At 77.3% G+C, this 26,706-nt stretch carries 15 protein-coding genes and 1 pseudogene; 7 read left to right on the top strand and 9 right to left on the bottom strand.

Annotation, left to right across the window (positions count from 1 at the left end):
• Window positions 1-64: 64 nt before the first annotated feature.
• Genes COO58_RS11770 through COO58_RS30750 form a run of 4 tightly spaced genes read right to left on the bottom strand, consistent with a single transcriptional unit; the run spans window position 65 to window position 17,252 of the window.
• Complete coding sequence (locus COO58_RS11770) at window positions 65-952, bottom strand: cyclopropane-fatty-acyl-phospholipid synthase family protein (RefSeq protein ID WP_091574891.1); 888 nt, start codon at window positions 950-952, stop codon at window positions 65-67.
• Between the two features lie 29 nt (window positions 953-981).
• On the bottom strand, window positions 982-2,544 hold the full coding sequence (locus tag COO58_RS11775) for a bifunctional 3-(3-hydroxy-phenyl)propionate/3-hydroxycinnamic acid hydroxylase (RefSeq protein WP_098744975.1): 1,563 nt from the start codon (window positions 2,542-2,544) through the stop codon (window positions 982-984).
• Window positions 2,545-2,572: 28 nt separating this feature from the next.
• The gene (locus COO58_RS11800) at window positions 2,573-15,991 is read right to left on the bottom strand and encodes a type I polyketide synthase (protein WP_304363128.1); all 13,419 of its coding nucleotides are present in this window, start codon (window positions 15,989-15,991) and stop codon (window positions 2,573-2,575) included.
• A gap of 19 nt (window positions 15,992-16,010) precedes the next feature.
• Window positions 16,011-17,252: a long-chain fatty acid--CoA ligase gene (locus COO58_RS30750; RefSeq protein ID WP_369700179.1), complete on the bottom strand. Its 1,242-nt coding sequence runs from the start codon at window positions 17,250-17,252 to the stop codon at window positions 16,011-16,013.
• 185 nt (window positions 17,253-17,437) lie between these two features.
• Here COO58_RS30750 and COO58_RS11805 point away from each other — a divergent pair, with 185 nt between their 5' ends.
• The gene (locus tag COO58_RS11805; protein ID WP_091574903.1) at window positions 17,438-18,214 is read left to right on the top strand and encodes a hypothetical protein; all 777 of its coding nucleotides are present in this window, start codon (window positions 17,438-17,440) and stop codon (window positions 18,212-18,214) included.
• 31 nt (window positions 18,215-18,245) lie between these two features.
• Window positions 18,246-19,271, top strand: a complete 1,026-nt coding sequence (locus tag COO58_RS11810) for a 3-dehydroquinate synthase (protein ID WP_098744976.1) — start codon at window positions 18,246-18,248, stop codon at window positions 19,269-19,271.
• 114 nt (window positions 19,272-19,385) lie between these two features.
• On the opposite strand, the gene COO58_RS11815 is transcribed toward COO58_RS11810, so the two are convergent.
• Genes COO58_RS11815 through COO58_RS11825 form a run of 3 tightly spaced genes read right to left on the bottom strand, consistent with a single transcriptional unit; the run spans window position 19,386 to window position 22,385 of the window.
• Window positions 19,386-20,075 (bottom strand): HAD-IA family hydrolase, encoded by a 690-nt coding sequence (locus COO58_RS11815; RefSeq protein WP_098744978.1) that lies wholly within the window; start codon window positions 20,073-20,075, stop codon window positions 19,386-19,388.
• 34 nt (window positions 20,076-20,109) lie between these two features.
• Window positions 20,110-21,231: a Gfo/Idh/MocA family protein gene (locus COO58_RS11820; protein WP_098744979.1), complete on the bottom strand. Its 1,122-nt coding sequence runs from the start codon at window positions 21,229-21,231 to the stop codon at window positions 20,110-20,112.
• A complete protein-coding gene (locus COO58_RS11825; protein WP_091574916.1) occupies window positions 21,228-22,385 on the bottom strand; it encodes a DegT/DnrJ/EryC1/StrS family aminotransferase in 1,158 nt (385 codons plus the stop codon). Before COO58_RS11825 ends, COO58_RS11820 begins: the two co-directional genes overlap by 4 nt.
• A 183-nt stretch (window positions 22,386-22,568) precedes the next feature.
• Between COO58_RS11825 and COO58_RS11830 the strand changes: the two genes are divergently transcribed.
• The 5 genes from COO58_RS11830 to COO58_RS11850 all read left to right on the top strand — a co-directional run bounded on the left by COO58_RS11830 (window position 22,569) and on the right by COO58_RS11850 (window position 25,729).
• Entirely contained in the window at window positions 22,569-23,000 is a 432-nt protein-coding gene (locus tag COO58_RS11830; protein ID WP_098744981.1) for a type II 3-dehydroquinate dehydratase, read from the top strand.
• A gap of 63 nt (window positions 23,001-23,063) precedes the next feature.
• Window positions 23,064-23,417: a DoxX family protein gene (locus COO58_RS11835; protein WP_098744982.1), complete on the top strand. Its 354-nt coding sequence runs from the start codon at window positions 23,064-23,066 to the stop codon at window positions 23,415-23,417.
• A gap of 7 nt (window positions 23,418-23,424) precedes the next feature.
• Window positions 23,425-24,372: an ROK family protein gene (locus COO58_RS11840; RefSeq protein WP_098744984.1), complete on the top strand. Its 948-nt coding sequence runs from the start codon at window positions 23,425-23,427 to the stop codon at window positions 24,370-24,372.
• Entirely contained in the window at window positions 24,369-24,941 is a 573-nt protein-coding gene (locus tag COO58_RS11845) for an NADPH-dependent FMN reductase (RefSeq protein ID WP_098744985.1), read from the top strand. The genes COO58_RS11840 and COO58_RS11845 overlap by 4 nt, the downstream gene beginning before the upstream one ends.
• Window positions 24,938-25,729, top strand: coding sequence for a shikimate dehydrogenase (locus COO58_RS11850; RefSeq protein ID WP_091574933.1), 792 nt, complete (start codon window positions 24,938-24,940; stop codon window positions 25,727-25,729). The genes COO58_RS11845 and COO58_RS11850 overlap by 4 nt, the downstream gene beginning before the upstream one ends.
• Before the next feature lie 5 nt (window positions 25,730-25,734).
• Here COO58_RS11850 and COO58_RS11855 read toward each other — a convergent pair.
• Window positions 25,735-25,905: pseudogene (locus COO58_RS11855) on the bottom strand (VOC family protein); the annotation flags it as partial.
• Window positions 25,906-26,001: 96 nt separating this feature from the next.
• The gene (locus COO58_RS11860) at window positions 26,002-26,700 is read right to left on the bottom strand and encodes an NADPH-dependent F420 reductase (RefSeq protein WP_255292596.1); all 699 of its coding nucleotides are present in this window, start codon (window positions 26,698-26,700) and stop codon (window positions 26,002-26,004) included.
• Between the last annotated feature and the right edge of the window lie 6 nt (window positions 26,701-26,706).

Raw genomic sequence — 26,706 nt, forward strand, 5'->3', positions numbered from 1 at the left:
CAAGGCGGGCCGCGATCGGCGCCGGCCCCCGCCGCCCGGCCCGGGCGGCGGGGGCCGCTGTCGGTCAGGGCTTCTGCGCCACCGCGATGACGTAGTCGAGCAGCCCCAGCTCCTTCTTGATCAGGTCGGCGTCGCGCCAGTGGTTGGCCATGCCCTTGACCGCGCTGCCGTCGACGGCGGCGCGGAACGCCGGATCGGCGGGGCGGGCGGCCTGGAACCGCCGCCAGCCCTCCCAGGTGCGGTCGGCGATGGAGTGGACCTCGACGTTGCCGAAGCCGGCGGCGGTGAGCTGCTCGCCGTAGGTGCGGCGGTCGTGCCAGTTCTCGTCCGGCAGGCTGAACTTGACGAAGCTGAGCGGACCCGAGTTGATCGACATGCGCGGGGTGTCGTTGCTCAGCGGGATGATGTCGGCGGTGGCCAGGGTGCCGCCCGGCCGCAGCACCCGCAGCGCCTCGGCGAAGAACGCGCTGCGCGGGTGGAAGTGGAACGCCGACTCCAGCGCCACCACCCGGTCCACGCTGGCGTCCGGGAACGGCAGGGCGGTGGCGGTGCCGAGCCGGAAGTCGGCCCGGTCGGCCAGACCCTCGCGGCGGGCCCGCTCCTGGGCGTGCTCGACGTGCCGGGGGGTGACGTTGATGCCGTGCACCCGGGCCACCCGGCGGTCCCGCAGCCAGGCGAAGTCCTGGTCGCCGTAGCCGAAGCCGACGTCCAGGACGGTGTCGTCGGGCTTGAACCCGGCGGCGTCGGCGAGCTTGTTCGCCAGCGCCTCGCCGGCGACGTCGATGCTGGTGACGCCCTCCTCCCAGTAGCCGACGTTCATGTAGCGGGAGGTGCGGGCGGCGAACTCGACGTCCGGCGACTGGATCTCGTAGAACCGGCGGACCCGGGTCACCGGGTCCTTGGTGGCCAGGGTCCGGACGACCCGGCCGAGGGTGCGGAGGTTCTCCAGCATGTCAGCTCCTCAGGGCTGGAAGGGGATGGTCAGGGCTGCAGGGCGGGGGCGGAGACCTGCCGGCGCAGGTCGGCCACCACTGTCGCCGCGGCGTCGGGCCCGGTCGCCGCGCCGAAGAGGTAGAAGTCCGGGCGGATCAGGGCGGCGTCCGCGCCGCCCAGCCAGGACAGGTACGCGCCGTCGAGGTCGACCAGGTCGTCGGCCGCCGCGTCGCCGTCGGCGGGCCGCACGGTCAGCCGGTACGCGCCGAGGTCGTCGAGGAACGCGGCGGCGTCCGGGTCGAGCGCGGCCGGTTCCCGGGTGAGCAGGACGAAGCCGACGCCCACCACGTCGTCGAAGCCGCCGGTGCGCCCGCCGACGGACACCCGGCCCTGCGGCGCGGGTTCCCCGGCGCGCGGCGTCGGCGTGCCGTCGGCGTCACGGTGCAGCACGCCGTCGACGATCGCCTCGCGCAGCGACCGGACGTGCCGCTGCTGGGTACGCCGGCGCAGCGCGGCCAGCATCACCGAGTCACGGCCGGCGGCCTTCTTCGGGTCGGTCTCGCAGATCACCGCCCCGGAGTCCATGGACATCCGGATCGCGTGCTGCACGTGCGCCCGCCGCTCCACCTGGTAGGTGTCCAGCAGCGCCTCACCGGCGAGGCCCCGGCGCACCAGGTCCAGCTTCCAGGCCAGGTTGACCACGTCGCGGAAGCCGGAACTCATGCCCTGCCCGAGGAACGGCGGCATGACGTGCGCGGCGTCGCCGGCCAGGAACACCCGCCCGCGCCGCCACAGGTCGGCGGAGCAGGCCTGGGTGGTGTAGACGCCGTAGCGGTCCAGCCGGGCGTTGTCCGGCGTGATGTCGAACAGGCCGAGCAGCCGCCAGGCGCTGGCCTCGGTGCGGAACTCCTCCAGCGTCTCCCCCGGCACCCGCATGAACTCCCACCGCCGGTGGTCCGGCCCGGCCGAGACGGCGGTACGCGGGCGGGCCGGGTCGCAGATCTGCAGGTTGTTCGGCCGGAACTCGCGCGGGGTGTGCAGCACCACGTCGCAGACCAGCCAGTCGTGGGTGAAGTCCAGGTCGGTGACGGCTGAGCCGAGCCAACCCCGGACGAAGCTGTTCGCGCCGTCGCAGCCGAGCACCCAGGAGGCGGTGAACGTGTGGTTCCCGCCGTCGCCGTCCACGGCGGTCACCTCGACCCGGTCGCCGTGGTCGGCCAGCCCGGTCACCTCCACGCCCCGGCGCACCTCCACCCCGGGCAGCGCGGCGGCCCGCTCGGCCAGCCGCTCCTCCAGGCCGGGTTGGTAGAACGACGTCGAGTCGGGCCAGCCGGCCGGTCCGTCAGGGGCGGCGCGCACGTGCAGCAGGGTGCGGCCGAAGCCGTTCTTCCAGGTGTACTCGCCGGACAGCTCGGTCACGTCGGCGAGCCGGTCGGCCACGCCGCAGGCGGCGAGGATCCGGCTGGCCTCGCCGTCGTAGGAGACCGCGCGCGGCATGCTGTACGGGGTGGTCCACTTCTCCAGCACCCGCACCGTGAAGCCGCGCTGTGCCAGCAGGATCGCGGCCACCTGGCCCACCGGGCCGTAGCCCACGATCAGTACGTCGGTCATCGCCGTCCCTCGTTCGTCCGCTGGGCCGCTACAGCCCGAGTTCCGTGTCGATCAGGCTGAAGATCTCGTCGTCGCTGGCCCGGTCGAGATCCAGGTCGTGGTCGCCGGCGGAGGCGCCGCGCATGGTCCGCCACTTGGCCACCAGCACCTCCAGCCGCGCCGCCACCTGGCTGTGCAGGTCGGCCTCGACGGTCGTCTCGGCCAGCGCCCGCTCCAGGCGTTCCAGCTCGGCCAGGACCGCCGGGGCGGCCTGCCCGCCGTCGGGCACGAGCCGGGACCGCAGGTACGCGGCGAGCGCGGCCGAGTCCGGGTAGTCGAAGACCGCGGTGGCGGGCAGCCGCTCCCCGGTCGCCTCGGTGAGCCGGTTGCGCAGCTCGACCGCGGTGAGCGAGTCGAAACCCATCTCGTGGAAGGCCTGGCCCTCCCGGATCGCGTCCGGGCTGCCGTGACCGAGCACCGCCGCGGCGGTGGCCCGGACCAGGTCGAGCAGCAGCGCGACCTGTTCCGCGCCGGTGAGCGCGCGCAGCCGTGCGCCCAGGTCCGTCCCGCCGGTGGCCGCGCCGGCCCGGGCGCGGGGCCGGTCCGGGCGGACCAGCCCGCGCATCAACGCCGGCACGCCGGGCCGTGCGGCCAGCGCGGCCCGGTCGACCCGGGTGGGCACGAGGTGTTCCTCGGGCGCGGTGAGGCCGGCGTCGAACAGGGCCATGCCCAGGTCGGACGGGATGGCGAGCTGCCCGTCGCGGGCCGTGCTCGCGCGGTCCACGCCGGCGGTCAGCGTGCTGGCCTGCGCCCACAGACCCCAGGCGTACGCGCGGGCCGGCAGGCCGGCCCCGCGCCGGCGGCGGGCCAGCGCGTCCAGCCAGGCGTTGGCGGCGGCGTAGTTGCCCTGCCCGGGTACGCCGAACACGCCGGCGCCGGAGGAGAACAGCACGAAGCCGGCGAGGTCGAGGTCGCGGGTCAGCTCGTCGAGGTGCCGGGCGGCGTCCACCTTGGGCCGGAAGACCGTGTCGATCCGCTCCGGGGTGAGCGCGGTGACCACCCCGTCGTCGAGCACGCCGGCCAGGTGCACCACGGCGGTCAGCGGGTGCGCGGCCGGCACGCCGGCGAGCAACCCGGCGACGGCGTCCCGGTCGGCCACGTCGGCGGCGGCGACCGTGACGGTGGCGCCGAGCGCGGTCAGCTCGGCGGCGAGGTCGGCCGCGCCGGGCGCGTCCGGGCCACCCCGGCTGGCCAGCAGCAGGTGCCGTACCCCGTGCCCGGTGACCAGCCGGCGGGCCACCAGGCCGCCGAGCAGCCCGGTGCCGCCGGTGAGCAGCACCGTGCCGTCCGGGTCCCACCGTTCCGGCATGGTGAGCACCACCTTGCCGACGTGCCGGGCCTGGCTGACGTGGCGGAACGCGTCCGGGGCCTGCCGGACGTCCCAGGCGCGCACCGGCAGCGGGCGCAGCGCGCCGGCGGCGAACAACGCCAGCAGCTCGGTGAGCATCCGCTGGATCTCGTCCGGGTCGACCTGCGTCAGGTCGTACGCCCGGTAGTCGACGCCCGGGTGGTCGGCGGCGACCCGGGCCGGGTCACGCAGGTCGGTCTTGCCCATCTCCAGGAACCGTCCGCCGCGCGGCAGCAGCCGCAGCGACGCGTCGACGAACTCGCGGGCCAGCGAGTCGAGCACCACGTCCACGCCGCGTCCGCCGGTGACCGCGCGGAACCGGGCCTCGAAGTCGAGCGTGCGGGACGACGCCAGGTGGTCCTCGGGGACACCCAGCTCGCGCAGCGCGGGCCACTTGCCCGGGCTGGCGGTGGCGAACACCTCGGCGCCGAGGTGGCGGGCGATCTGCACCGCCGCCATGCCGACGCCGCCGGCCGCCGCGTGCACCAGCACCGACTCGCCGGCCCGCAGGCCGCCCAGCCCGACCAGTCCCCGCCAGGCGGTCAGGAACACCACCGGCACGGTCGCGGCCTGCGCGTCGGTCCAGCCGTCCGGCACCGGCACCAGCAGCCGCCGGTCGGTGACCGCGACCGGGCCGAAGCAGCCGGTGAACACGCCGAGCACCCGGTCGCCGGGGCGCAGGTCGGTGACCTCGGCGCCGACCTCGGTGACCACGCCGGCCGCCTCGCCGCCGGGCGGACCCGGGTCGCCCGGGTAGAGGCCGAGCGCGTTGAGCACGTCGCGGAAGTTCAGGCCGGCGGCGCGGACCCGTACCCGCACCTCGCGCGGGCGCAGCGGCGCGTCGGCCGCGTCGGTGGGCACCAGCGCGAGGTGGTCGAGGCTGCCCCGCCGGGGCACGTCCAGCCGCCACGCGGTCGCGTCGGCCGGCGGGGTGAGCGTGGGCGCGTCGGCGCGGCGGGCCAGCCGGGGCACGTACGCGCCGCCGTCGCGCAGCGCCACCTGCGGCTCGTCGGCGGCGAGCAGCGTGGACAGGGTGGCCGCGTCGGGCGCGGTGTCGGCGTCGAGCAGCACGAACCGATCCGGGTGCTCCGACTGGGCGGAGCGGACCAGGCCCCACGCCGCGGCGGCGTCCGGGTCGTCGACCTCGCCGGGGCCGTGCACGCCGACCGCGCCGAAGGTGAGCAGCACCAGGCGGGTGTCGGCCCAGCGCGGCTCGGCCAGCCACCGCTGCACCAGCGCGAGCGTGTCCCCGGCGAGCCGCCGCGCCCGGTCCCCCGCCGCCGCGTCGTCGTCGGTCGCGGTGGGCCTGCCGGTGGCGCGGGTCGTCGTTGCGGACGTACCGTCGCTCGTCACGATCCCGGCCGTGAGCGGCGCGAGCACCGCGTCCGGCGTCGGGATCCCGGCGTCGATCGCGGCGGCCAGCGCGACCAGATCCGCGTAGCGCGGCAGATCGGCCGAAGCCGCAGGGTCGGCCGGGGCCGGCGGATCGGCCGCGTCGGCGACGGCGGCAACGTCGGCCGGGGCCGTCGGGTCGGCCGCGGCGGGCCGGTCGGTCAGGACCGGCCGGTCGGTCGGGGCGGCGAGCACCGCGATCCGGGCCGGCGCCGGCGCGGCTGGCGTCGGCAGCGGCTGCCAGGTCAGGTGGAACAGCGCGTCGGTGACCGCGTCGTCCCGGGCGCCCAGCTCGGTGCGGGAGATCGGCCGCATGGCCAGCGACGCCGCCTCGACCACCGGGGCACCGGTCGGGTCGGTGGCGGTCAGCGCGAACGCGTGCGGGCCGACCCGGCGCAGCCGGACCCGCAACGACGTCGCGCCGGACGCGTGCAGGGTGAGACCGTTCCAGGCGAACGGCAGCAGGATCCGGTCGCCGCCGGCGTCGGCCAGGCCACCGAAGTGCGCCGCGTGCAGGGCGGCGTCGAGCAGCGCCGGGTGCAGCGCGTACCGGTCGGCGTCGCCGCGCGGGCCGGGTGGCAGCTCCACCTCGGCGTACACCTCGTCGGCGCCGGCCCGCACGGCCCGCAGCCCTCGGAACGCGGGTCCGTAGCCGTACCCCTCGTCCACCAGGCGCTCGTAGAAGCCGGTCAGGTCGACGGTGGGGGCGTCCGGCGGCGGGGCGGTCGTCGTCGGGGTGGTCGTCGTCGGGGTGGTGCCGGCGGCGGAGAGCGTGCCGCTGCCGTGCCGGGTCCACGCCGCGCCGGCCGGCCCGTCGGCGGGTCGGGAGTGCACGGCGACCGGGCGGCGGCCGTCGTCGGCGGCCGGTCCGACGGCCACCTGGACCTGGGTGGCCGCGTCCTCCGGCAGGGTGAGCGGCGCCTCGATGACCAGTTCGTCGAGGACCGGGCAGCCGACCTCGTCGCCGGCGCGCAGGCACAGCTCGACCAGGCCGGTGCCGGGCACCAGCACCCGGCCGGCGACCCGGTGGTCGGCCAGCCACTGCTGCTCGCCGACCGCCAGCCGGCCGGTGAACAGGTGCCCCGAGCCGTCGGCCAGCGGCACCGACGCGCCGAGCAGCGGGTGACCGACGTCGGCCAGGCCGGCCGCGCCGACGTCGGCGGCGCCGCCGACCGGCCGGGGCCAGTAGCGGCGGCGGGCGAACGCGTACGTGGGCAGGTCGACCCGGCGGCCACCGGCCAGGGCCGGCTGCCAGTCGACGGGCACCCCGCGCACGTGCAGCTGCGCGACGGCGAGCAGGAACCGGGCCCGGTCGCCCCGGTCGCGCTGCAACGAGCCGACCACCACGGCCGGGCGGTCGTGCTCCTGGAGCGTCTGGTCGATGCCGGGCGTCAGCACCGGATGCGGACTGCACTCCACGTAGGTGTCGTGGCCCTCGGTGGCGACCGCCCGGATCGCGTCGGCCAGCTCGACCGGTTGGCGCAGGTTGCGGTACCAGTAGTCGGCGTCCATCTCCGGGCCGTCGAGCCAGCGCAGGTCGGTGGTGGAGTAGATCGGCACGGCGGCCGGGCCGGGCGTGACACCGGCGACGGCCTCGGCCAGCTCGGCGCGGATCCGTTCCACCTGCGGGGAGTGCGAGGCGTAGTCGATCGGGACGCGGCGCAGCCGCACCCGGTCGGCGGCCAGCTCGGCGGCGAACTCGTCCACCGCCGCCGGCTCGCCGGAGACCACCACGCTGGCCGGTCCGTTCACCGCGGCCACGGCCAGCCGGTCGCCGTAGCGGGCCACCCGCGCGCGGACCGCGTCGACGGCCAACGGCACGGCCGCCATCTCCCCCGCGCCGGCCAGCCGGCGCAGCGCGCGGGCGCGCAACGCCACCAGCCGGGCCGCGTCCGGCAGGGACAGCACCCCGGCAACGCAGGCGGCGGCGATCTCGCCCTGCGAGTGGCCGACCACGGCGGCGGGCTGTACGCCGTACGAGCGCCACAGCTCGGCCAGCGACACCATCACCGCGAACAGCAGCGGCTGCACCACGTCGGCCCGGTCCAGCGCGGGCACGCCGGGCGCCTGGCGCAGCAGGTCGCGCAGCGGGTGCTCCAGCCACGGCCGCAGCGCGGCGTCGCAGGCGGCCATCCGTTCGGCGAACACCGGTGACTCGTCGAGCAGGTCCAGCGCCATGCCGGCCCACTGGGAGCCCTGGCCGGGGAAGACGAACACCACCCGGCCGGTGACGGTGGGCTCACCGCGTACCAGGTCGGTGGCGGGCTGACCGGCGGCGAGCGCGTCCAGGGCGGCGGCGACGCCCGGCGGGTCGGCGACGACCACCGCCCGGTGGTCGAAGCCGGACCGGGTGGTGGCCAGCGACCAGGCCACGTCCAGCGGCCGCTGGTCGGGGCGGTCGGCGAGGTGGGCGCGCAGCCGGCGGGCCTGCCCGGCCAGCGCCTCCGGCGTACGCGCGGAGAGCAGCCACGGCAGCGCCGCCGGCCCGGCCGGCGGTTGCGGGTCGGCGGCCGGCTCGGGCGGCGCGGCCTCGACCACCACGTGGGCGTTGGTGCCGCTGATGCCGAATGAGGAGACGCCGGCGCGGGCCGGCCGGTCGGCGCGCGGCCAGGGCCGGGCCTCGGTGAGCAGGTCGACCGCGCCGGCCGCCCAGTCGACCCGGCTGGTGGGGCGCTCGGCGTGCAGCGTGCGGGGCAGCCGGCCGTGCCGCATGGCGAGGACGACCTTGAGTACGCCGGCCACGCCGGCCGCGGCCTGGGTGTGGCCGAGATTGGACTTGACCGAGCCGAGCAGCAGCGGCGCGACGCCGTCCGGCCGCCGGCCGTAGGTGGCCAGGAGCGCCTCGGCCTCGATCGGGTCGCCGAGCGGGGTGCCGGTGCCGTGCGCCTCGACCGCGTCCACGTCGGCGGGGTCGAGGCCGGCGGCGGCGAGCGCGGCCCGGATCACCCGTTCCTGGGACGGCCCGTTCGGGGCGGTGAGCCCGTTGGACGCGCCGTCGGAGTTCACCGCGGAGCCACGGACCAGGGCCAGCACCGGGTGGCCGCGCCGGCGGGCGTCGGAGAGCCGTTCCACCACCAGCACGCCGACGCCCTCGGACATGCCGAACCCGTCGGCCTCCTCGGCGAACGCCTTGCACCGGCCGTCCGGGGCGAGGCCGCGCTGGCGGCTGAACCCGGTCAGCCCGGCCGGGCCGGACAGCACCGACACGCCGCCGGCGAGGGCCAGGTCGCAGTCGCCCTGCCGCAGCGCCTGCGCGGCCAGGTGCAACGCCACCAGGGACGCGGAGCAGGCGGTGTCCACGGTGACCGCCGGCCCTTCCAGGCCGAGCGCGTACGCGACCCGTCCGGACAGGACGCTCGCGGCGGTGCCGGTGAGCAGGTGCCCCTCGTCGGCGGTGGTCTCCCCGTCGTCGGAGGTGGCGCCGGGGGCGATCCGGTCGGTGTAGTCCTGGCCGTGGGTGCCGGCGAACACGCCGGTACGGCTGCCGCGCAGCGTGTCCGGGTCGATGCCGGCCCGTTCCAGCGCCTCCCAGGACGTCTCCAGCAGCAGCCGGTGCTGCGGGTCCATGGCCAGGGCCTCGCGCGGGCTGATGCCGAAGAACGCGGCGTCGAAGTCGGCCAGGCCGGTGAGGAAGCCGCCCGCGCGGGTGTAGGTGCGGCCGGGGGTGCCGGGCTCCGGGTCGTACAGCTCGGCCAGCGGCCAGCCCCGGTCGGTGGGCAGCTCGCCGATCACCTCGCCGCCGGTGTCGAGCAGCCGCCACAGCTCCTCCGGGGAGCCGATGCCGCCGGGGAACCGGCAGGCCATGGCGACCACCGCGACCGGTTCGTCCAGTGCCACGGTGGTGGCGTCGGCGACCTCGGTGGCGGTGGTGCCGAGCAGCCGGGCGTGCAGGTGCGCGGCGAGCAGTTCCGGGGTGGGGTGGTTGAACACCGCGTGCGGGGCGAGCCGGACGCCGGTGGCGGCGGCGAGCCGGTTGCTCAGTTCCACCGCCATCAGCGAGTCGAAGCCGAGGTCCTTGAACGGCCGGCGCGGCTCGACCAGCTCCGGACCGGCGTGGCCGAGGACCGTGGCGCAGCGGGCGCGGACCAGGTCCAGCAGCAGCGCGGCCCGCTCCGGCTCGCCGAGTCCGGCCAGCCGGTCGGCGAGACCGGTTCCCGTCCCGGCGCCCGGTTCGGCGACGACGGCCCGGCGCGGGGGCGGCGGCAGCAGCGCCCGCAGCAGCGCCGGCACCTCCCCGGTGGCCCGGACCGCGGCCAGGTCCAGCCCGATCGGCACCAGCGCCGCCGGTCCGGCGCGCAGCGCGGCGTCGAACAGCGCCAGTGCGGCGGGGGTGTCCAGCGGCCGGGTGCCGGCGCGGGCGAGCCGGGCGAGGTCGGCGGCACCGAGCCGGCCGGCCATCCCCTCGGTCTCGGCCCACAGGCCCCAGGCGAGCGCGGTGCCCGGCAGCCCTCGGTCGCGGCGGTACGCGGCGAGCGCGTCGAGGAACGCGTTGCCGGCGGCGTAGTTGCCCTGGCCGGGGCTGCCGAAGGTGGCCGAGGCGGAGGAGAACAGCACGAACGCGGCCAGGTCGAGGTCGGCGGTCAGCTCGTGCAGGTGCCAGGCGCCGTGCACCTTGGCCCGCAGCGCCACCGCCCAGCGGTCCGGGTCGAGGTCGGTGAGCAGGGCGTCGGCGGTGGCGCCGGCGGCGTGCACCACCGCGACCAGCCGGTCGGCGAGCGGGGCGAGCACCGCGGCGAGGGCGTCCCGGTCGGCCACGTCGGCGGCGACCAGCCGGACGGTGACACCGGCCCCGGTCAGCTCGTCGATCCAGGGTGCGGGCCGGGCGGTGCGGCCGAGCAGCACCAGCTCGCGCACCCCGTACGCCTCGACCAGGTGGGTGGCGACGTGCCGGCCGACGCCGCCGGTGCCGCCGGTGACCAGGGCCGCGCCGCCGGCCAGCGCGGGCGGCGCGTCGGTCTCCGGTTCACCGGCCGGGCGCAGCCGGGGCAGCAGGGCCCGGCCGTCGCGGACCGCGATTTCCGGCTCGTCGTCGGCGGCGGCGAGCGCGGCGCGGACCGTGGCGTCGTCGGTGGCGTCGAGGTGCAGCAGCAGGAACCGGTCGGGGTGTTCGGCGCGGGCGACGCGCAGCAGGCCGGCGGCCGGGGCGTGCGCCGGGTCGCCGTCGCGGACCGCGACCGCCAGTGTGGTGTCGGAGGCGCGCGGGTCGTCGAGCCAGCGGCGCAGCACCGCCAGCAGGTCCCGGCCGATCGTGTCGGCCCGCTGCGCGACGGTGGCGTCCGGGTCGCCGTCGGGCAGGCGCAGCACCAGCACCGGGGGCAGCGGCCCGGCCGGGGGTACGGCGTCGGTGAGCGTCCACGTGGGCACCGGCCCGGTCGGCGCGGGCGTCCAGTCCACCGTGTACAGGCCGGCCGGGGCGGTCTCCGGGGTCCGCGCGCCGGCCGCCGGCGCCGCCACGGCCCGCAGCGCGATCCGGTCGACGTCGAGCACCGGGCGGCCGGCGTCGTCGACGGCGCTGAGCGTCACCCCGTCGGCGCCGGCCGGGGCCAGGGTGACCCGCAGCGCGTACGCGCCGGTGGCGTGCCGGCGCACGCCGGTCCACCCGGTCGGCTCGATCCGCTGGTCCGGCCCGGCCGGCGGGGCGAACCCGGCCAGCGGGAGCAGGCGCACCGCGGCGTCGAGCACGTCGGGGTGCACGCCGTAGCGCTCGGCGTCCGGGTCGGCGGCGTCGTCGGGCAGCCGCACGTCGAGGTGCAGCCGGTCCCCGGCGGTCCAGGCGGCCCGCAGCAGCGGGTGCGCCGCGTCGACCGGCCGGGCGCCGGCCGGCGGCCAGGTCAGGGCCGGTACGCCCGGCGCGGCCAGCGGGTCGGCCGGGGCGAGCGTGGCGTCGGCGACGGCCCGCCAGGGCTCGTGCTCGCCGGCGCGGACGTGGCAGCGGGCGACCCGGCGGCCGGTCCCGTCCGGTCCGGCGACGTCGATCTGGAGGTCGACGGCCAGCCCGGCGGGTAGCGGAACCGGTTCGGGCGTGCGCAGGCGCTGCAGCACCGGCGCGTCGAGCCGCTCCCCGAGGTGGGTGAGCGCGTCGAGCAGCGCGGACCCGGGCAGCAGCGGCGCGGCGCCGTCCGGCGTGGCCGGTCGGGAGGTGGTGAACCGGCCGGTGGCGACCACCTGGCCGGTGCCGGCCACCGGCAGCACGGTGGCGAGCAGAGGGTGCCCGGTGTCGCCGGTCGGCGCGCCGGGTGCGGCGGGCAGCCAGTAGTGCCGGTGCCGGAACGCGTAGGTGGGCAGCGGGACGGGCGCGTGCGGGCCCGGCCCGGCCAGTGCGGCCCGGTCGACCGGCACGCCACGCACGTGCAGCCCGGACACGGCGGTGAGCAGCGCCACCGGTTCGGGCACGCCGCCGCGCAGGGTCGGCACGCAGGCGAGGTCGTCGCCGCCGTCGGCGAGGCAGTCGGCGGCCATCGCGGTGAGCACGCCGCCGGGACCGACCTCGAGGAACGTGGTGGCGCCCTCGGCGCGCAGCGCGCGGACGCCGTCGCGGAAGCGCACGGTGTCGCGGACGTGCGCGACCCAGTGCTCGGGCGAGGCGAGCCGGGCCGGGTCGACCGGTGCGCCGGTGAGCGTGGACACCACCGGCACCTGCGGCGCGCGGTAGGTCAGTCCGGCGGCGACCGCGCGGAACGCGTCGAGCATCGGCGCCATCCGGGGCGAGTGGAACGCGTGCGACACGCGCAGCCGGCTGGTCCGGCGGCCGGCGGCGCGCAGCGTCGCGGCGACCGCGTCGACCGCGTCGGCGTCACCGGAGAGGACCACGGCGGTCGGCCCGTTCACCGCGGCCAACCCGACCCGGTCGGTGAGGTGGGGTCGCACCTCCGTCTCGTCCGCCTCGACCGCGACCATCGCGCCGCCGACCGGCAGCGCCTGCATGAGCCGGGCCCGCGCGGCGACCAGCGCCGCCGCGTCGGCGAGCGGGAACACGCCGGCCACGTGCGCGGCGGCCAGCTCGCCGATCGAGTGGCCGAGCAGCAGGTCGGGGCGGACGCCCCAGGATTCGAGCAGCCGGTGCAGCGCCACCTCGACGGCGAACAGCGCGGGCTGGGTGTAGCCGGTCTGGTCGAGCAGGTCGGCACGGGCGTCGCCGGCGGGGGCGAGGACCACGTCGGCGACCGGGTGCGGGACGTGCCCGGCGAGGTGCCGGTCCAGTTCCGCGCAGGCGGCGTCGAACGCCTCGGCGTAGACCGGGTACGTCTCGCGCAGCTCCCGGCCCATGCCGGGGCGTTGCCCGCCCTGCCCGCCGAACAGCACGGCGAGCCGCCCGTCGCCGACCCGGCCGGTGAGCACCCCGGCCGGTTCCGCGTCGCCCCGACTCAACGCGGTCAGCCCGGCGCGGGCGTCGGCCGGGTCGCGGACCAGCAGCGCCGCCCGGTGCTCCAGCGCCGCCCGGGTGGTGGCCAGCGCGTACGCCACGTCGGCCGGGTCGGCCTCGTGCCGGTCGAGCCAGGTGGACAGTCGGGCCGCCTGGTCGCGCAGGCCTTCCCGGCTGGCGGCGGAGAGCAGCCACGGCACGGTGGCGGGCGTGGCCCGGTCGGCGGTCGGCGCGGCCGGCGCGGCGGGTGGGGCCTCGACGATGACGTGGGCGTTGGTGCCGCTGATGCCGAACGAGGAGACGCCGGCCCGGTGCGGGCGGTCGACCTCGGGCCACGGCCGGGCCTCGGTCAGCAGCTCCACCGCGCCGGCCGACCAGTCCACCTCGCGGGTCGGCGCGTCCACGTGCAGTGTGCGCGGCAGCGTCCCGTGGCGCAGCGCCAGCACCATCTTCATCACCCCGGCCGCGCCGGCCGCCGCCTGGGTGTGCCCGAGGTTCGACTTGAGCGAGCCGAGCAGCAGCGGCGTGGCCGCGTCCCGGCCCCGGCCGTACGTGGCCAGCAGCGCCTGCGCCTCGATCGGGTCGCCGAGCCGGGTGCCGGTGCCGTGCGCCTCGACCGCGTCCACGTCGCCCGGTCCGAGCCCGGCGGCGGCCAGCGCCCGGCGGATGACCCGTTCCTGGGCCGGGCCGTTGGGCGCGGTCAGCCCGTTGGACGCGCCGTCGGAGTTGACCGCGGAGGCGCGCAGCAGCGCCAGCACCGGGTGGCCGTGACGGCGCGCGTCGCTGAGCCGTTCCAGCAGCAGCACGGCGACGCCCTCGGACCAGCCGGTGCCGTCGGCGGCGTCGGCGAACGCCTTGCACCGGCCGTCCGGGGCGAGGCCGCGCTGGCGGCTGAACTCGACGAACGCCTGCGGGGTGCCCATCACGGCGACGCCGCCGGCCACCGCGAGGGAGCAGTCCCCGGCGCGCAGCGCCTGCGCGGCCAGGTGCAGCGCCACCAGCGAGGACGAGCAGGCGGTGTCCACGGTCACCGCGGGCCCCTCCAGGCCCAGCGCGTACGCGACCCGCCCGGACACCACGCTGCCGGCGGTGCCCACGCCGAGGTAGCCCTCGGTGCCGGGCGGCGCCTGCCCCACCTGGGCCGCGTAGTCGTGGTGCATCACGCCGGTGAACACACCGGTGGCGCTGCCGCGCAGCGCGGTCGGGTCGATCCCGGCCCGCTCGAACAGCTCCCAGGACGTCTCCAGCAGCAGCCGTTGCTGCGGGTCCGTCGCGAGGGCCTCGCGCGGGCTGATGGCGAACAGGGTGGCGTCGAAGTCCCCGGCGCCGGCCAGGAACCCGCCGACCCGCGCGTACGAGGTGCCGGGCCGGTCGGGGTCGTCGGAGAAGAGGTGGGTCAGGTCCCAGCCCCGGTCGGTGGGGAACCCGGTCAGACCCTCCCGCCCGGAGTCCAGCAGGTCCCACAGCTCCTCGGGGCCGGTGACGCCGCCGGGCAGCCGGCAGGCCATGGCGACGATGGCCACCGGGTCGTCGGTGACGACCGGGCCCGACCGGTGCCCGGCGTCCGGGGCGGCGGCGCCGCGCAGCAGCGTGGCCAGGTGCCGGGCGAGCGCGGCGGGGGTGGGGTGGTCGAACGCGGCGGTGGCGGACAGCCGCGCCCCGGTGGCCCGGTTCAGCCGGTCCCGCAGCGCGACCGCGCGGACGGAGGTGAATCCCAGGTCGGTGAACGCCCGGTCCGGCCGGACCGCGCCCGGCCCGGGCAGCCCGGCGACCTCGGCGGTGCTCGCGCGGACCAGGTCGGCCAGGACCCGGTCGCCGGCGGCGGTGGTGAGCGCGGCGAGCCGGCGGCGCAACGCGTCCGCGTCGCCGTCCGCGCGGGCCGGGCCGCGCCACGCCGGGTGGGTGGCCACCCGGTCGGCCGGTTCGGCCACCAGCACCAGGTCGTCGCCGTCGTGCGCGGCGTCGAACGCGGCCGTCTCGGCCCACGCCGGTCCGGCCACGCCGACCAGCCGGGCCGGCAACCCGGCCGCGTGCCGCCGGGCGACCAACGCGTGCAGCGCGGCGACCGCGCCGGCCGCGCTCTCCCGTCCGGCCGCGCCGAGCAGCAGGTCGGCGGGGACGAGCACGGTGTACGCGGTGGCGCCGGCGTGCCGGGTGCGCAGGTCCAGCCGGCCGGCGAGGTCGAGCAGCCGGGCGGCGCGGTCCGGGTCGTCCAGGTCGGCGTCGGACAGCCGCAGCACCGCCGCGCCGAGCGGTGGGGTGGACGGGTCGTGGTGACCGGCCGGTCCCGCGTCCGCGTCGGGGAACCGGTGCGCGGTGATCTCGGCGCCGGTCCCGGCGAGCGCCGGCGCCCGAGCGGTCCGATCGACGGGGGCCAGCCACACGGTGCGGGCGCCGTGCGCACCGGTCAGGTGCCGGGCCAGCGTCGCGCCCTCCTCGGTGTCCGCGCCGACGAGCGCCACCGGCACGGACGGGTCGAGCACCGTGGCGGCACGCTCCCGGGCCGGCGCGCCGGCCGGCGCGGGGGCGGCGTACCGGGCGGTGCCGGCGCGCAGCGCGACCTGCGCCGCTGCGGCGTCCACCACTGACGGCAGCAGCGCGGTCGAGCGGGGGTCGCCGTCGGTGTCGACCAGCACGATCCGGCCCGGGTCCGCCGTCTGCCGGCAGCGCGCCCGGGCCCACGCGACGTCGGCGGCCGGGACGAGGTCGGGGTCGTCCGGCGCGTCGGCCGTGGACGCGTCCACCGCGCCGCTGGTCAGCACCAGCACCCGGGCGTCGGCGTACCGGCCGTCGTCGAGCCACCCGTCGAGCGCGGTCGGGTCGGCGTCGACCACCACCAGCACGTCGGCGCCGGCGTCGGACGGTCCGGTGTGGACGTCCTCCCCCTCGGCGGCGAGCGCGGCGGCGACGGGCTCGGCGTCGGCGCCGACCACCGCCCAGCGCCGGGCGACGTCGGGTGCGCCCGCCGGTTCGAGGGGCCGCCAGGTGAGTCGGGTCAGCGCCTCGTGGTGGGTGCCGTTGACCGCCCGCAGGCGGGCCGGTCGCTCCCGCAGCAGCCGCCGGGTGACCTTCCCCGAGGCGGTACGCGGCACCGCGTCGATCTCGTACAGCTCCTGCGGCACCTTGTGGTAGGCGAGTCGTTCCCGGCAGGCGGCGTACGCGGCGGCCGGCGCGAAGCCCTCCGGCGCGGGCACCACGTAGGCCACCGGCACCTCGCCGAGCACCTCGTGCGGGCGGCCGGTCACCGCCACGTCGGCGACGCCGGGCACGGCCCGCAGCACGTCCTCCACCTCGACCGGGTGCACCTTCTCCCCACCCGGATGATCAGTTCGCGGTGCCGGCCGGTGACGAAGAGGTTCCCGTCGCCGTCGCGGCGGGCCAGGTCGCCGGTGCGGTACCAGCCGTCGCGCAGCGCCGCCGCGGTCGCCTCGGGCAACCCGTGGTAGCCGACCATGACCCCGGCCCGCGGACCCACACCTCACCCTCGTCGCCGGTCGCCACGTCCCGGCCGGTCTCCGGGCTGACCAGGCGGACGTCGACGCCGTTCACCGGCTGCCCGCAGGAGCCCTCGACCCGGGGCCGGTCGGGTCGGGTCACCGCGATCGAGCCGCACGTCTCGGTGCTGCCGTACGCGTCGAGCAGCGGCGCGTCGAAGACCTCCTCGAACGCGCGGCGCAGTTCCCCGGTGGTGATCGCGCCGCCGACCAGGCAGATCCGCAGCGCGGGTGCGCGGAACCCGTCGGCGCGGGCGGCGGCGACCAGGTGGTGGTACATGGCCGGGACACCGGCCAGCACGGTCGCCTCGTCCTCGGCGACCGCGCGCAGCACGTCGGCGGCGGCGAACCCGTCGACCAGGCGGGCGCTCGCGCCGACCGCGGTCACGCTCAGCACGCAGCCGATGTGGGAGAGGCTGTGGAACAGCGGCAGCGGCCAGACCACCCGGTCGGCGGAGGTCAGGTCCGGCACCGGCACATAGCAGGCGGCCACCGACCACAGGCAGGTGCGCTGGGTGGAGAGCACGCCCTTGGGCCGGCCGGTGGTGCCGGAGGTGTAGAGCATCCAGGCGACCTCGTCCAGGCCGAGGTCGTCGCGGGCGTCGGCGACCGGCGGCGCGTCGACGAGCGCCGGCCATGGGGTCGCCCCGTCCGGGTACGGCCCGTCGCCGGTCACCCAGATCCGCAGGTCGGGCCGGTCCGCGCGCAGCCGCCGGAGCTGGTCGAGGTGCCCCGGGTCGGTGACCACCAGCACCGCGCCGGAGTCGTCCAGCAGGTGGGCCAGCTCCGCGTCGGTGCTGCGCGGGTTCAGCGGTACGCCGACCGCGGCGGCCCTGGTCACGGCCAGCCAGGTCTCCACCGTCTCCACCCGGTTGCCCAGGCAGAACGCGACCCGGTCGCCCCGGGCCACACCGGCGTCGACCAGGTGCCCGGCCAGCCGCCGGGTGACCGCCTCCAGCCCGGCCCAGTCCACCGCCCGGTCCGCGTCGCGGAACGCCACCCGGTCCGGCAGCCGGTCGGCGTGGGCCCGGAGCAGCTCCGGCACCGGCTGGACCAGGTCACTGCGCAGCATGTCACCACATCCGTCCCTCGCCGTAACGGCCCAAGTCTGGCCAGCGGCCCGGCGGCGACCTACCCCTGTCGCCCCCTAACCGGACCCCGGTTCCCGGCCGCGCGCGGGTGGTCCGGCGGGGCGGCGCGGTGATGATGGGCTCGCCCCGAGGACGCCGCGTACCCACCGCCGACAGTCGAGGTGCCATGGACCGCTCCTGGTTGTTCGCCGACCTCGCCGTGCCCGGCACGGGGTGCGTGGACGTGCGGGCGGCCGAGCTGGTCGGCACCGTGGTGGCGCGGCTGGTCGCCGAGGTGCGCACCGCCGACCCGGGGGTGTGCTGGTTCTTCGACCGCCTCGACTCCCCCGCCCCGACGCGGCTGCGGCTGGGCCTGCACGCCGGGCCCGCCGCGCTCGACCTGGCGCGCGACCGTCTCGGCCCGGCCGCCCGGCCGGCGCCCCCGGCGTACACGGTGCGGGACCCGGCGCGCGGCGGTCCGCTCGCGCACGCCGGCAGTGAGCTGGCGTTGACGCTGCTCGGCGGCGAGCCGCCGTGGCTGGCCGGGCTGGAGCTGCCGCTGGCGGTGGCGCACCTGCGGCACCTGTGCGGGTTGGTGCCGGCCGGCGACCGGGCGGCCTTCCTGTTCCTGCACTGGCAGGACCGCAGCCGCCCGCTGACCGGGGCGCAGCGCCGGGACCTGGCCGCGCAGGCGCAGGCCGGCGCGGACAAGATCGTGCTGGCCGCCGGCGACCTGCCGCTGGCCGAGGACCCGGTGGCGGCGGCCTGGGGTCGCTACCTGGACCGGGTCGGCGAGGTGGCCGCGCAGGACCACCCGGCCGCGCCGCGCGGCTTCCTGATCGCGACGCACGCCCAGCTGAGCCACCGCCGGTGGGGCATCGACCCGGCCGTCGACTCGCTGGCCGCGCTGGCGCTGCGGATGGCCGGGCCGGGCGTGTCCGCACCCGGCGGACGGGCCGGCTGACAGTGGTTTCCTCGACCGACGGGAGAGTCGCATGACCGTCCAGGGCAGCGTGGGCGCCCGTACCGTCGACGTGGAGCTGGGCGACCGGTCGTACCCGGTGGTCGTCGGGCCCGGGGTACGGCACCGGCTGGCGGCGGAGGTGGCGCGCGTCGGCGCCCGCCGGGTCGTGGTGGTCTCGGCCCGGCCGCCGGAGTGGACGCCCGACCCGGGCGTGCCGCACCGGGTCGTGCCGGCCCGCGACGGCGAGCACGACAAGACGCTGGCCACCGTGGAGTCGCTGTGCCGGGCGTTCGCCGGGTTCGGGCTGACCCGCGCCGACGCGGTGGTCTCCTGCGGCGGCGGCACCACCACCGACGTGGTGGGTCTGGCCGCCGGCCTCTACCACCGGGGCGTCGCGGTGCTCCACCTGCCGACGTCGCTGCTGGCCCAGGTGGACGCCAGCGTGGGCGGGAAGACGGCGGTGAACCTGCCCGAGGGCAAGAACCTGGTCGGCGTCTACTGGCAGCCGCGCGCGGTGCTCTGCGACACCGACTACCTGGGCACGTTGCCGGAGGTGGAGCGGCGCAACGGCTACGGGGAGATCGCCCGCGCCCACTTCATCGGCACCGGCGATCTGCGCGGGCGGACCGTGACCGAGCAGATCACCGCGTGCGTGGCGCTCAAGGCCCGGGTGGTGGCCGCCGACGAACGCGACGCGGGACTGCGGCACATCCTCAACTACGGCCACACGCTGGGGCACGCGCTGGAGCGGGCCACCGACTTCCGGCTGCGCCACGGCGAGGCGGTCGGCGTCGGGACGGTCTTCGCGGGCCGGCTGGCCGGCCGGCTGGGCCGGATCCCCGCCGCGCGGGTCACCGAGCACCACGAGGTGGTCGCCGGCTACGGCCTCGACACCGGCCTGCCGTCGGGGGTGGACGCCGACGAGCTGATCGCGTTCATGCGGCGGGACAAGAAGTCCACCGCCGGCCTGTCCTTCGTGCTCGACGGCCCGGCGGGCCCGGAACTGGTCCCCGACGTGCCGGAGGCCGAGGTCCGGGCCGCTCTGGCCACGATGTAGCGACGGGGCCCGGCCTGCGCAGCCAGCTCGCCGAAGTGGCGGCATCGACCAGCCGCAGACGCCGCCACCTCCCCGAACTGGCGTCGATCACGCTCGCCGGTCGGGGCGCGAGCGTCAGAGCACCGCCGGGCAGTGGGTGAGCAGCTCGTCGGGCTTGTGGGCGACCAGGTCGGGGCCGGCCGCGAGCAGGGCCGTCACGTCGCCGCCGTGCCAGGTGGTGGCGACCGTGGTCACCCCGGCCTCCCGGCCGCTGGTCAGGTCCGTGATCGCGTCACCGACCATCATGGCCGCGGTCGGCGGCATGCCCAGCAGGTCCAGCGCGCGCAGCACGATGTCCGGGGCGGGCTTGGGCCGGGGCACCTCGTCCGAGCCGATCACGTGGTCGAACAGGGCGAGCACGCCGAGCAGGTCGAGCAGCGACCGGGCGCGCGGGCCGCTCTTGCCGGTGGCCACGGCCATCCGGATCCCCCGCTCGTGCAGCGCCTCCAGCGTCTCGCGGACACCGGGGAACATCGGCACCCGGTGGGCCAGCCGGTAGCTCTCCCGGACGAACGGTCCCTCCATCTCCAGCGGCAGCCCCATCAGCCGCATGATGTCCGGGAAGTACCGCCCCATGTGCCGGTTGTACTCCTCGAACGGCGCCGGCCCGCCGCCGACCACCTCGGCGTACGCGATGCTGAACGCCTCGCGCATCACCGCCGAGCTGTCGACCACGACCCCGTCGAGGTCGAACACGACGGCCCGGATCGGGCCCGGTCGGGGGGCGAGGACGGCGGCGCCGGCGGTGGACGGCGGCTGGCTCATGGCTGCTCCCGGTGGGTGAGGTCGCCGGTGGTTCTCACCGGCCGCGCGCTCCCGCCAGCGCGTGCACCGGCGGGGTGGGCCGGGCGCAGCGGTAGACGCGTTCGATGGCGTCGATGGTGCGGCGGGCGTCGGCCGCGGCCACGCCCCGGCTCGCCGGGTCGGCGAGCAGGTCGGGCAGGGCGTCGAGCTGCCGGTCGTACTCGGCGCCGATGGGCTCGGCGGGCAGCGGCAGGCGGACCGTCTCCCCGTCGCGGGTACGGGTCAGCTCCGGCGTGGCGTCCCGGTTGGGGCTGAACCCGAACGTGCAGCGCAACGTCACCGACCCGGCGGTGCCGTGCACGGAGACGGTGGTCCGGTCGCGCGCCTCGTGCGACGCCCAGCAGGCGTGCAGGGCGGCGGACGCGCCGTCGGCGGTGAGCAGGAAGGCCCGGGCGGTGTCCTCGACGTCGCCCCGCCCGCCGGTGCCGGCGGTGCCACGCCAGGCGGCCCGCGCGGCGTCGTCGTTGACGAAGTCGTCGGAGACGCTGCCCACGACGTGCGCGACCGGGGCCGGCCCGAGCAACGGCAGCACGGTGTCGAGCAGGTGCCAGCCGAGGTCGACCAGCGCGCCGCCGCCGGAGAGGTCGCGCCGGGTGAACCAGCCGCCGGCGTCGGGCACGCCGCGGGCGCGTACCCAGGCGACGTCGACGTGCCGGACCGGCCCGAGACCGGCCGCGGCGTCGACCAGGGCGCGCACGTCGGCCCGGTAGCGCGCGGCGCTGCCGGCCAGCAGCACCGCCCCGCCGGAGCGCTCCGCGTCGGCCAGGTCGTCCGCCTCGGCCGAGGTGAGGCAGACCGGCTTCTCCAGGAACACCGGTACGCCCCGGCGCAGCAGCCGGGCCGCGACGGCGGCGTGCAGGTGGTTGGGCACCGCGACCACCACGAGGTCGGCCGCGCCCGCGGGCAGGTCGGCCACGTCCGCGTACGCGTCGGGGACGCCGTGGTCGGCGCGCGCCCGGTCCCGGGCGGCGGCGTCCGGGTCGACCACGGCGGTGACCGTGAACCGGGGGTGCGCAACCAGCCGGGGCAGCCAGATCTGCCGTCCGGCCCAGCCGAGGCCGGCCACCGCGACCCGGACGGTACGCCCCGGCGCGGCGGCCGGCTGCGAGCCGGTCATCCGGCCAGCACGTCGGCGAGCACGGCGGCGATGAGGTGCATCTGCTCCTCGGTGCCGAGCAGTGTGCGGTGGTGCAGCCAGATGCAGTCGGCGTGGATCTGCTCGGTGTTCGGGCACCGTGCCGCGATCTGCTCGACGGTTTCGTCCGGCGCGCCGGCCAGCCAGAACCCGTCGCACCGGTAGATCGCGCGGAACGCCACGAACGCCGGGATGCCCCGGGCGATCAGCGCGTCGACCACGGCCCGGCGGCGTTCGATGGTGATCCCGGGGACGCGGAACATGGCCATGTAGTGCGGGTTGCGGTCACCGCGTTCGTCGCGGCCCTGCGGCACCACGCCGGGGATCTCGGCGAGCAGGCTCGCCAGCAGCGGCCAGCGCTGCTCGCGCAGCGCGATCTGACCGTCCAGCCGGGACAGTTGGGCGCGCAGCACGGCGGCGCTGAACTCGTTCATCCGGTAGTTCGAGCCGGTCGTGCGGTGCAGGTAGTCGCGGTCGGTGCGGGGCCGGCCGCAGCTGTGCACGAGGAACGCCTTCTCGTAGCTCTCCTCGTCGGGGAAGAGCACCGCGCCGCCCTCGCCGGCGGTCATCAGCTTGCCGTTCTGAAAGCTGAACGCGGCGACGGAGCCGAGTTCGCCGACCCGCTTGCCCTGCCACCGCGCGCCGTGGGCGTGCGCGGCGTCCTGGAGCAGCGCCACTCCGGCGTCGGCGGCGATCTTGTCGAGCGCGTCCATGTCGGCGAACTGCCCGGCCATGTGCACCGGCATCACCACCCGCGTGCGCGGGGTGATGGCGGCGGCGACCGCGTCCGGGTCGACGCAGTAGGTGTCCGGGTCGACGTCGACGGGCACGGCCACCGCGCCGAGGCGCTGCGCGGCCAGCGACGAGGAGATGAACGTGAAGGCGGGGACGATCACCTCGGTGCCGGGGCCGACGCCGAGCACCTCCAGCGCCACCTCCAGCGCGTGGGTGCCGTTGGTGACGGCCAGCGCGTACGGCGCGCCGTGGTACGCGGCGAACTCGGCCTCGAACGTGTCGACCTCGTCGCCCCCGACGCGCCACCACTGGCCCTGTTCCAGGGCCCGGACGAGGCCGGTCCGCTCCTCGTCGCCGAACTGCGGCCAGGCGGGGAACTCCGGCGCCGGCAGATCACTCATGATGTCCCACTCCCTGCTCCCGATAGGAACGGCCCGGCTGGGACGCTAACCGAGCCGGCAGGCCGCTGACCTCCCCTAACGGCCCCTAGCCGCCCCTAACCGCCCCCTGCCGGCGGTGGCCGGTCGGCGCGTCGGGCCGATACTCCGAGGACCTGTCGTCGTCCGCTCCCGGTGAGGTGCCACGTGTCCGAGGTGCTCCTGCTCAACGGCCCGAACCTGGGCATCCTCGGCCGGCGGGAGCCGGAGATCTACGGCACCGACACGCTGGCGGACATCGAGCGGGCGGTCGGCGAGGAGGTGGCCGGACGGGGCTGGCGGGTCGTGGCGAGACAGCACGACTGCGAGGGCGAGATGATCCGTACCATCCAGGACAGTTATGAGACGGTGGGCGCGATCGTGAACCCGGGCGCTTTGATGATCGCCGGTTGGAGCCTGCGCGACGCGTTGACCAACTATCCCCGCCCGTGGCTGGAGGTCCACCTGTCCAACGTGTGGGCCCGGGAGAGCTTCCGACACGACTCGGTGCTCGCCCCGCTGGCCGCGGGGGTGATCGTGGGTCTGGGCGCGCTCGGCTACCGGCTGGCGGCCCGCGCGCTCGTCTCCACAGTGTCCTGACCGACCGCCCCACCGCACCCATCCCGGTCGCCCGTCGTGGCGACCCGACCCCCGAGGATCCCCGTGACCGTCGCGATCATCGTTCTCACCGTGCTGCTCGCCATCATCCTGGTGCCGCTGGCCGTGCAGAAGCTCACCGGCAACGCGCAGATGCGCGACCGGATGTCGCACCTCGGCGTCTCCGCCGGGCTGACCCGCGTGATCGGCCTGCTGGAGCTGGCCGGCGTCGCGGGGCTGCTGCTGGGCCTGAAGTTCTGGCAGCTCGGCCTGGTCGCCGCGGTGGGCGTCACCGTGCTGCTGATCGCCGCCGTGGCCTACCACCTGCGGGCCAAGGACGACGGCAAGGTGATCATGGTGCCGCTGTTCTTCGCGTTCGCCGCGGCCGCGCTGGCGTTCCTGCACCTGCTGGCGCACTGAGGCCGGCGTGACGGGCGGGCCGGGCGCCGCGCTGCTGGGCGTCGACGTCGGAGGCACGAAGGTCGCGCTGCGCGCCGAGGCGGCCGGCCGGCCCGCGTACGAGCGAATCGTCACCTGGCCGACCGGCGCGGACCCGGCCGCCGACCTGTCGCTGCTGGCCACCGAGGCGGCGGCGCTGCGGGCCGGCTTCGGCCCGGTCGCCACGGTGGGCGTGGCCATGCCGGCCACCGTCGACCGGGGCGGCGCGGTCGTCGCCTGGCCCGGCCGCCCGAGCTGGGTCGGGTTGGACCTGGCCGGCGCGCTGCGCCGGCTGTTCCCGGACACCCGGACCGGGTACGCCGACGACGGCGACCTGGCGGCGCTGGCCGAGGCCCGGCACGCGGGCCGGGACGACGTGCTCTACCTGGGGGTGGGCACCGGGGTCGGCGGCGGGATCGTGCTCGGTGGCCGCAACGTCCCGGCCGGCGCGTCCGCCGAGGTCGGACACATGGTGGTCGACGTCGACGGAGAGCGGTGCGACTGCGGACGGGCCGGTTGCCTCCAGGCGACCGCGTCCGGGCCGGCGACGCTGCGCCGGGCCGCGCGCCTGCGCGGCGGGCCGGTGGACCACCGGCGGCTGCGCGACGGGCTGCGCGACGGGCGGCCGTGGGCGGTGGAGGCGATCCGGCCGGCCTGCGCCGCGCTGGCCGCCGCCGTGGTGAGCCTCAGCGAGCTGCTCGCCGTCGACCTGGCGGTCGTCGGTGGCGGCTTCGCCGCCGGGCTGCCCGGTTTCGTGCCGTTGGTCGGGCGCCTCGCCGCCGCCGGCGGCCGGGCGGGCCGACCCGCGCCCCGGGTGGCCGCAGCCGCGCTCGGCGGGCTCTCGTCCCTGCACGGCGCGCTCCACCTCGCCCGCGACCTCGCGGACGCACCGGTCCCGACCGGGCCCGGGTACCTCACCAGGGAGGCCAGCCAATGATCAGGATCGGGGTCGTCGCGGGCAGCACCCGCCCGGGCCGCAAGGCCGACGCGGTGGCGCGCTGGGTGTGCGACGTCGCCGCCGGGCGTACGGACGTCACCGCCGAACTCGTCGACCTGGCGGACCATCCGCTGCCGCACTTCGCCGAGGCGCTGCCCCCGTCGATGGCACCCTCGGGCCGGCCGGCGATCCGCCGCTGGGGGTCGACCGTCGCGGCGCTGGACGCGTTCGTCTTCGTCACCCCGGAGTACAACCACTCGGTTCCCGGCGTGCTCAAGGACGCGATCGACGCGCTCTACCAGGAGTGGCACCACAAGCCGGCCGGGCTGGTCAGCTACGGGGTGCACGGCGGGACCCGGGCCGCCGAGCACCTGCGGCTGGTGCTCGGTCAGGTGTCGGTGCCGGTGGTCCGTTCCCAGGTGGCGCTCTCGCTGCACACCGACTTCGTGGCGTTCCGCGATCTGCGGCCCGGGCCGCACCAGCGGGAGGCGATGGGCACCGTGCTCGACGAGGTGGCGGCGTGGGCCGGGGCGCTGCGGACGCTGCGCCGACCACAGCCGGTGCGATGACCGTGATCGGCGGCGCCACCCGTCTGTACGCGCTGCTCGGCGACCCGATCGCCCAGGTGCGGGCGCCGGGCCTGCTCAACCCGGTGCTGACCCGGCGCGGCACGGACGCCGTGCTGGTGCCGGTGCACGTGCCGGCCGCCGCCCTGCCCGACGTGGTGGCCGGGCTGCGCCGGGTGGCCAACCTGGACGGGATGCTGGTGACCGTGCCGCACAAGGCGGCCCTGCTCGGTCTGGCCGACCGGGTCACCGACCGGGCCAGGCTGGCCGGCAGCGTCAACGCGCTCCGCCGGGAACCGGACGGCACCTGGTCGGCGGACACGTTCGACGGTGACGGGTTCGTCCGCGCCCTGGTGGCGGCCGGGCACGATCCGCGCGGCCGGCGGGTCTGCCTGGTGGGGGCCGGCGGTGCGGGCAGCGCCATCGCGGTGGCCCTGCTCGACGCCGGGGTGGCCGCGCTGCACCTGACCGACACCGACCCGGCGCGCCTGGCCGCGCTGGGCGGGCGGCTGTCCGAGGCGTACCCGGACCGGGTGCACGGCGCGTCCCGGCCGCGGCTGGCCGACGCGGACCTCGCGGTCAACGCGACGCCGCTGGGGCTGCGCCCGACGGACCCGCCGCCGTTCCCGGTGGCCGAGCTGCCGGCCCGGGCGGTGGTGGCGGACATCATCATGTCGCCGGCGGAGACGCCGCTGCTGCGCGCGGCCCGGGACCGGGGCCTGGCCGCCCACCCCGGCGAGCCGATGCTGGCCCACCAGATCGACGGCTACCTGGACTTCTTCGGCCTGTAGAGGCGTCAGGACCCGGTCGCGGCCCGGTCGGCGGCGCTGCGCAGTACGCAGAACTCGTTGCCCTCGGGGTCGGCGAGCACCGCCCAGCTGGAGCCGTCCGGGTGGCGCCGGTCGTCGACCAGGGTGGCGCCGAGGCCGAGCAGCCGCTCCACCTCCGGCTCGCGCGAGGTCTCCGGACGCGCCACGTTCTGCACCACCGAAACCATGACCGGGAGCCTTCCGGACCGGCGTCCCGGACGCCACCGGATTCCGCCGGCGGCGGTCGCGGCGGGTCAGGCCGGGCCCGGGCGTCCGGCCCGCGCCTCGGTGACGACCCGCCCGCGTTCGGATTCCGGGAACCGGTCGAGCATGGCCCGCAGCTCGTCGGCGCTCACGTCGGCCCCGAACGACTCGCTGCCCGGTTCCAGCCGTACGCCCTCGGCCAGCGGGCCCGCGACGACCGGGTCGAAGCCGAGCCGGTCCACCAGGGACGCGACCACGGCGAGGTCGTCCTGGCGGTCACCGGCGATCGCGATGGCCTTGCGGCCGTCCGCGCCCGCCGGCCGGGCCTCGTCCTCGAGGTCGTGGTAGCCCATGTGGTTGAACGCCTTCACCACGTGTGACCCGGGCAGGTACGCCTGCACGGTCTCGCTGGACGAGGTGCGCGGGTCGGTGAGGTCGTCGCGGATGCCGTCGATCTCCCACCAGTAGTTCATGGCGTCGACGACGAGCTTGCCGCGCAACGCCTCGACCGGGATGCTCCGGTACTTCCCCAGCGGCAGGGCCAGGACGACGACGTCGGCGCGGGCCGCCGCGTCGGCCGCCGTGGTGGCGACCGCGCCGGGCGTCAGCACCTCGACGGTGAGGGCGATCTTCGCCGGGTCGCCGGAGCCGGCGACGAACACCCGGTGGCCGGCGGCCACCGCGAGTCGGGCGAGCACCGTGCCCACCTTGCCGGCGCCGAGGATGCCGAGGGTCGGCAGACCATCCACTGTGTC

The sequence above is a fragment of the Micromonospora sp. WMMA1996 genome (assembly GCF_002573675.1).
GTDB classification, from domain to species: Bacteria; Actinomycetota; Actinomycetes; order Mycobacteriales; family Micromonosporaceae; genus Micromonospora; species Micromonospora sediminicola.

Bases quoted from the DNA above. Each gene is read 5' to 3' on its own strand.
- COO58_RS11820 (WP_098744979.1), bottom strand. From the start codon at position 21,231: ATGACCGGCTCGCAGCCGGCCGCCGCGCCGGGGCGTACCGTCCGGGTC.
- COO58_RS11770 (WP_091574891.1), bottom strand. From the start codon at position 952: ATGCTGGAGAACCTCCGCACCCTCGGCCGGGTCGTCCGGACCCTGGCC.
- COO58_RS11805 (WP_091574903.1), top strand. From the start codon at position 17,438: ATGGACCGCTCCTGGTTGTTCGCCGACCTCGCCGTGCCCGGCACGGGG.
- COO58_RS30750 (WP_369700179.1), bottom strand. From the start codon at position 17,252: ATGCTGCGCAGTGACCTGGTCCAGCCGGTGCCGGAGCTGCTCCGGGCC.
- COO58_RS11845 (WP_098744985.1), top strand. From the start codon at position 24,369: ATGATCAGGATCGGGGTCGTCGCGGGCAGCACCCGCCCGGGCCGCAAG.
- COO58_RS11825 (WP_091574916.1), bottom strand. From the start codon at position 22,385: ATGAGTGATCTGCCGGCGCCGGAGTTCCCCGCCTGGCCGCAGTTCGGC.
- COO58_RS11810 (WP_098744976.1), top strand. From the start codon at position 18,246: ATGACCGTCCAGGGCAGCGTGGGCGCCCGTACCGTCGACGTGGAGCTG.
- COO58_RS11850 (WP_091574933.1), top strand. From the start codon at position 24,938: ATGACCGTGATCGGCGGCGCCACCCGTCTGTACGCGCTGCTCGGCGAC.
- COO58_RS11775 (WP_098744975.1), bottom strand. From the start codon at position 2,544: ATGACCGACGTACTGATCGTGGGCTACGGCCCGGTGGGCCAGGTGGCC.
- COO58_RS11815 (WP_098744978.1), bottom strand. From the start codon at position 20,075: ATGAGCCAGCCGCCGTCCACCGCCGGCGCCGCCGTCCTCGCCCCCCGA.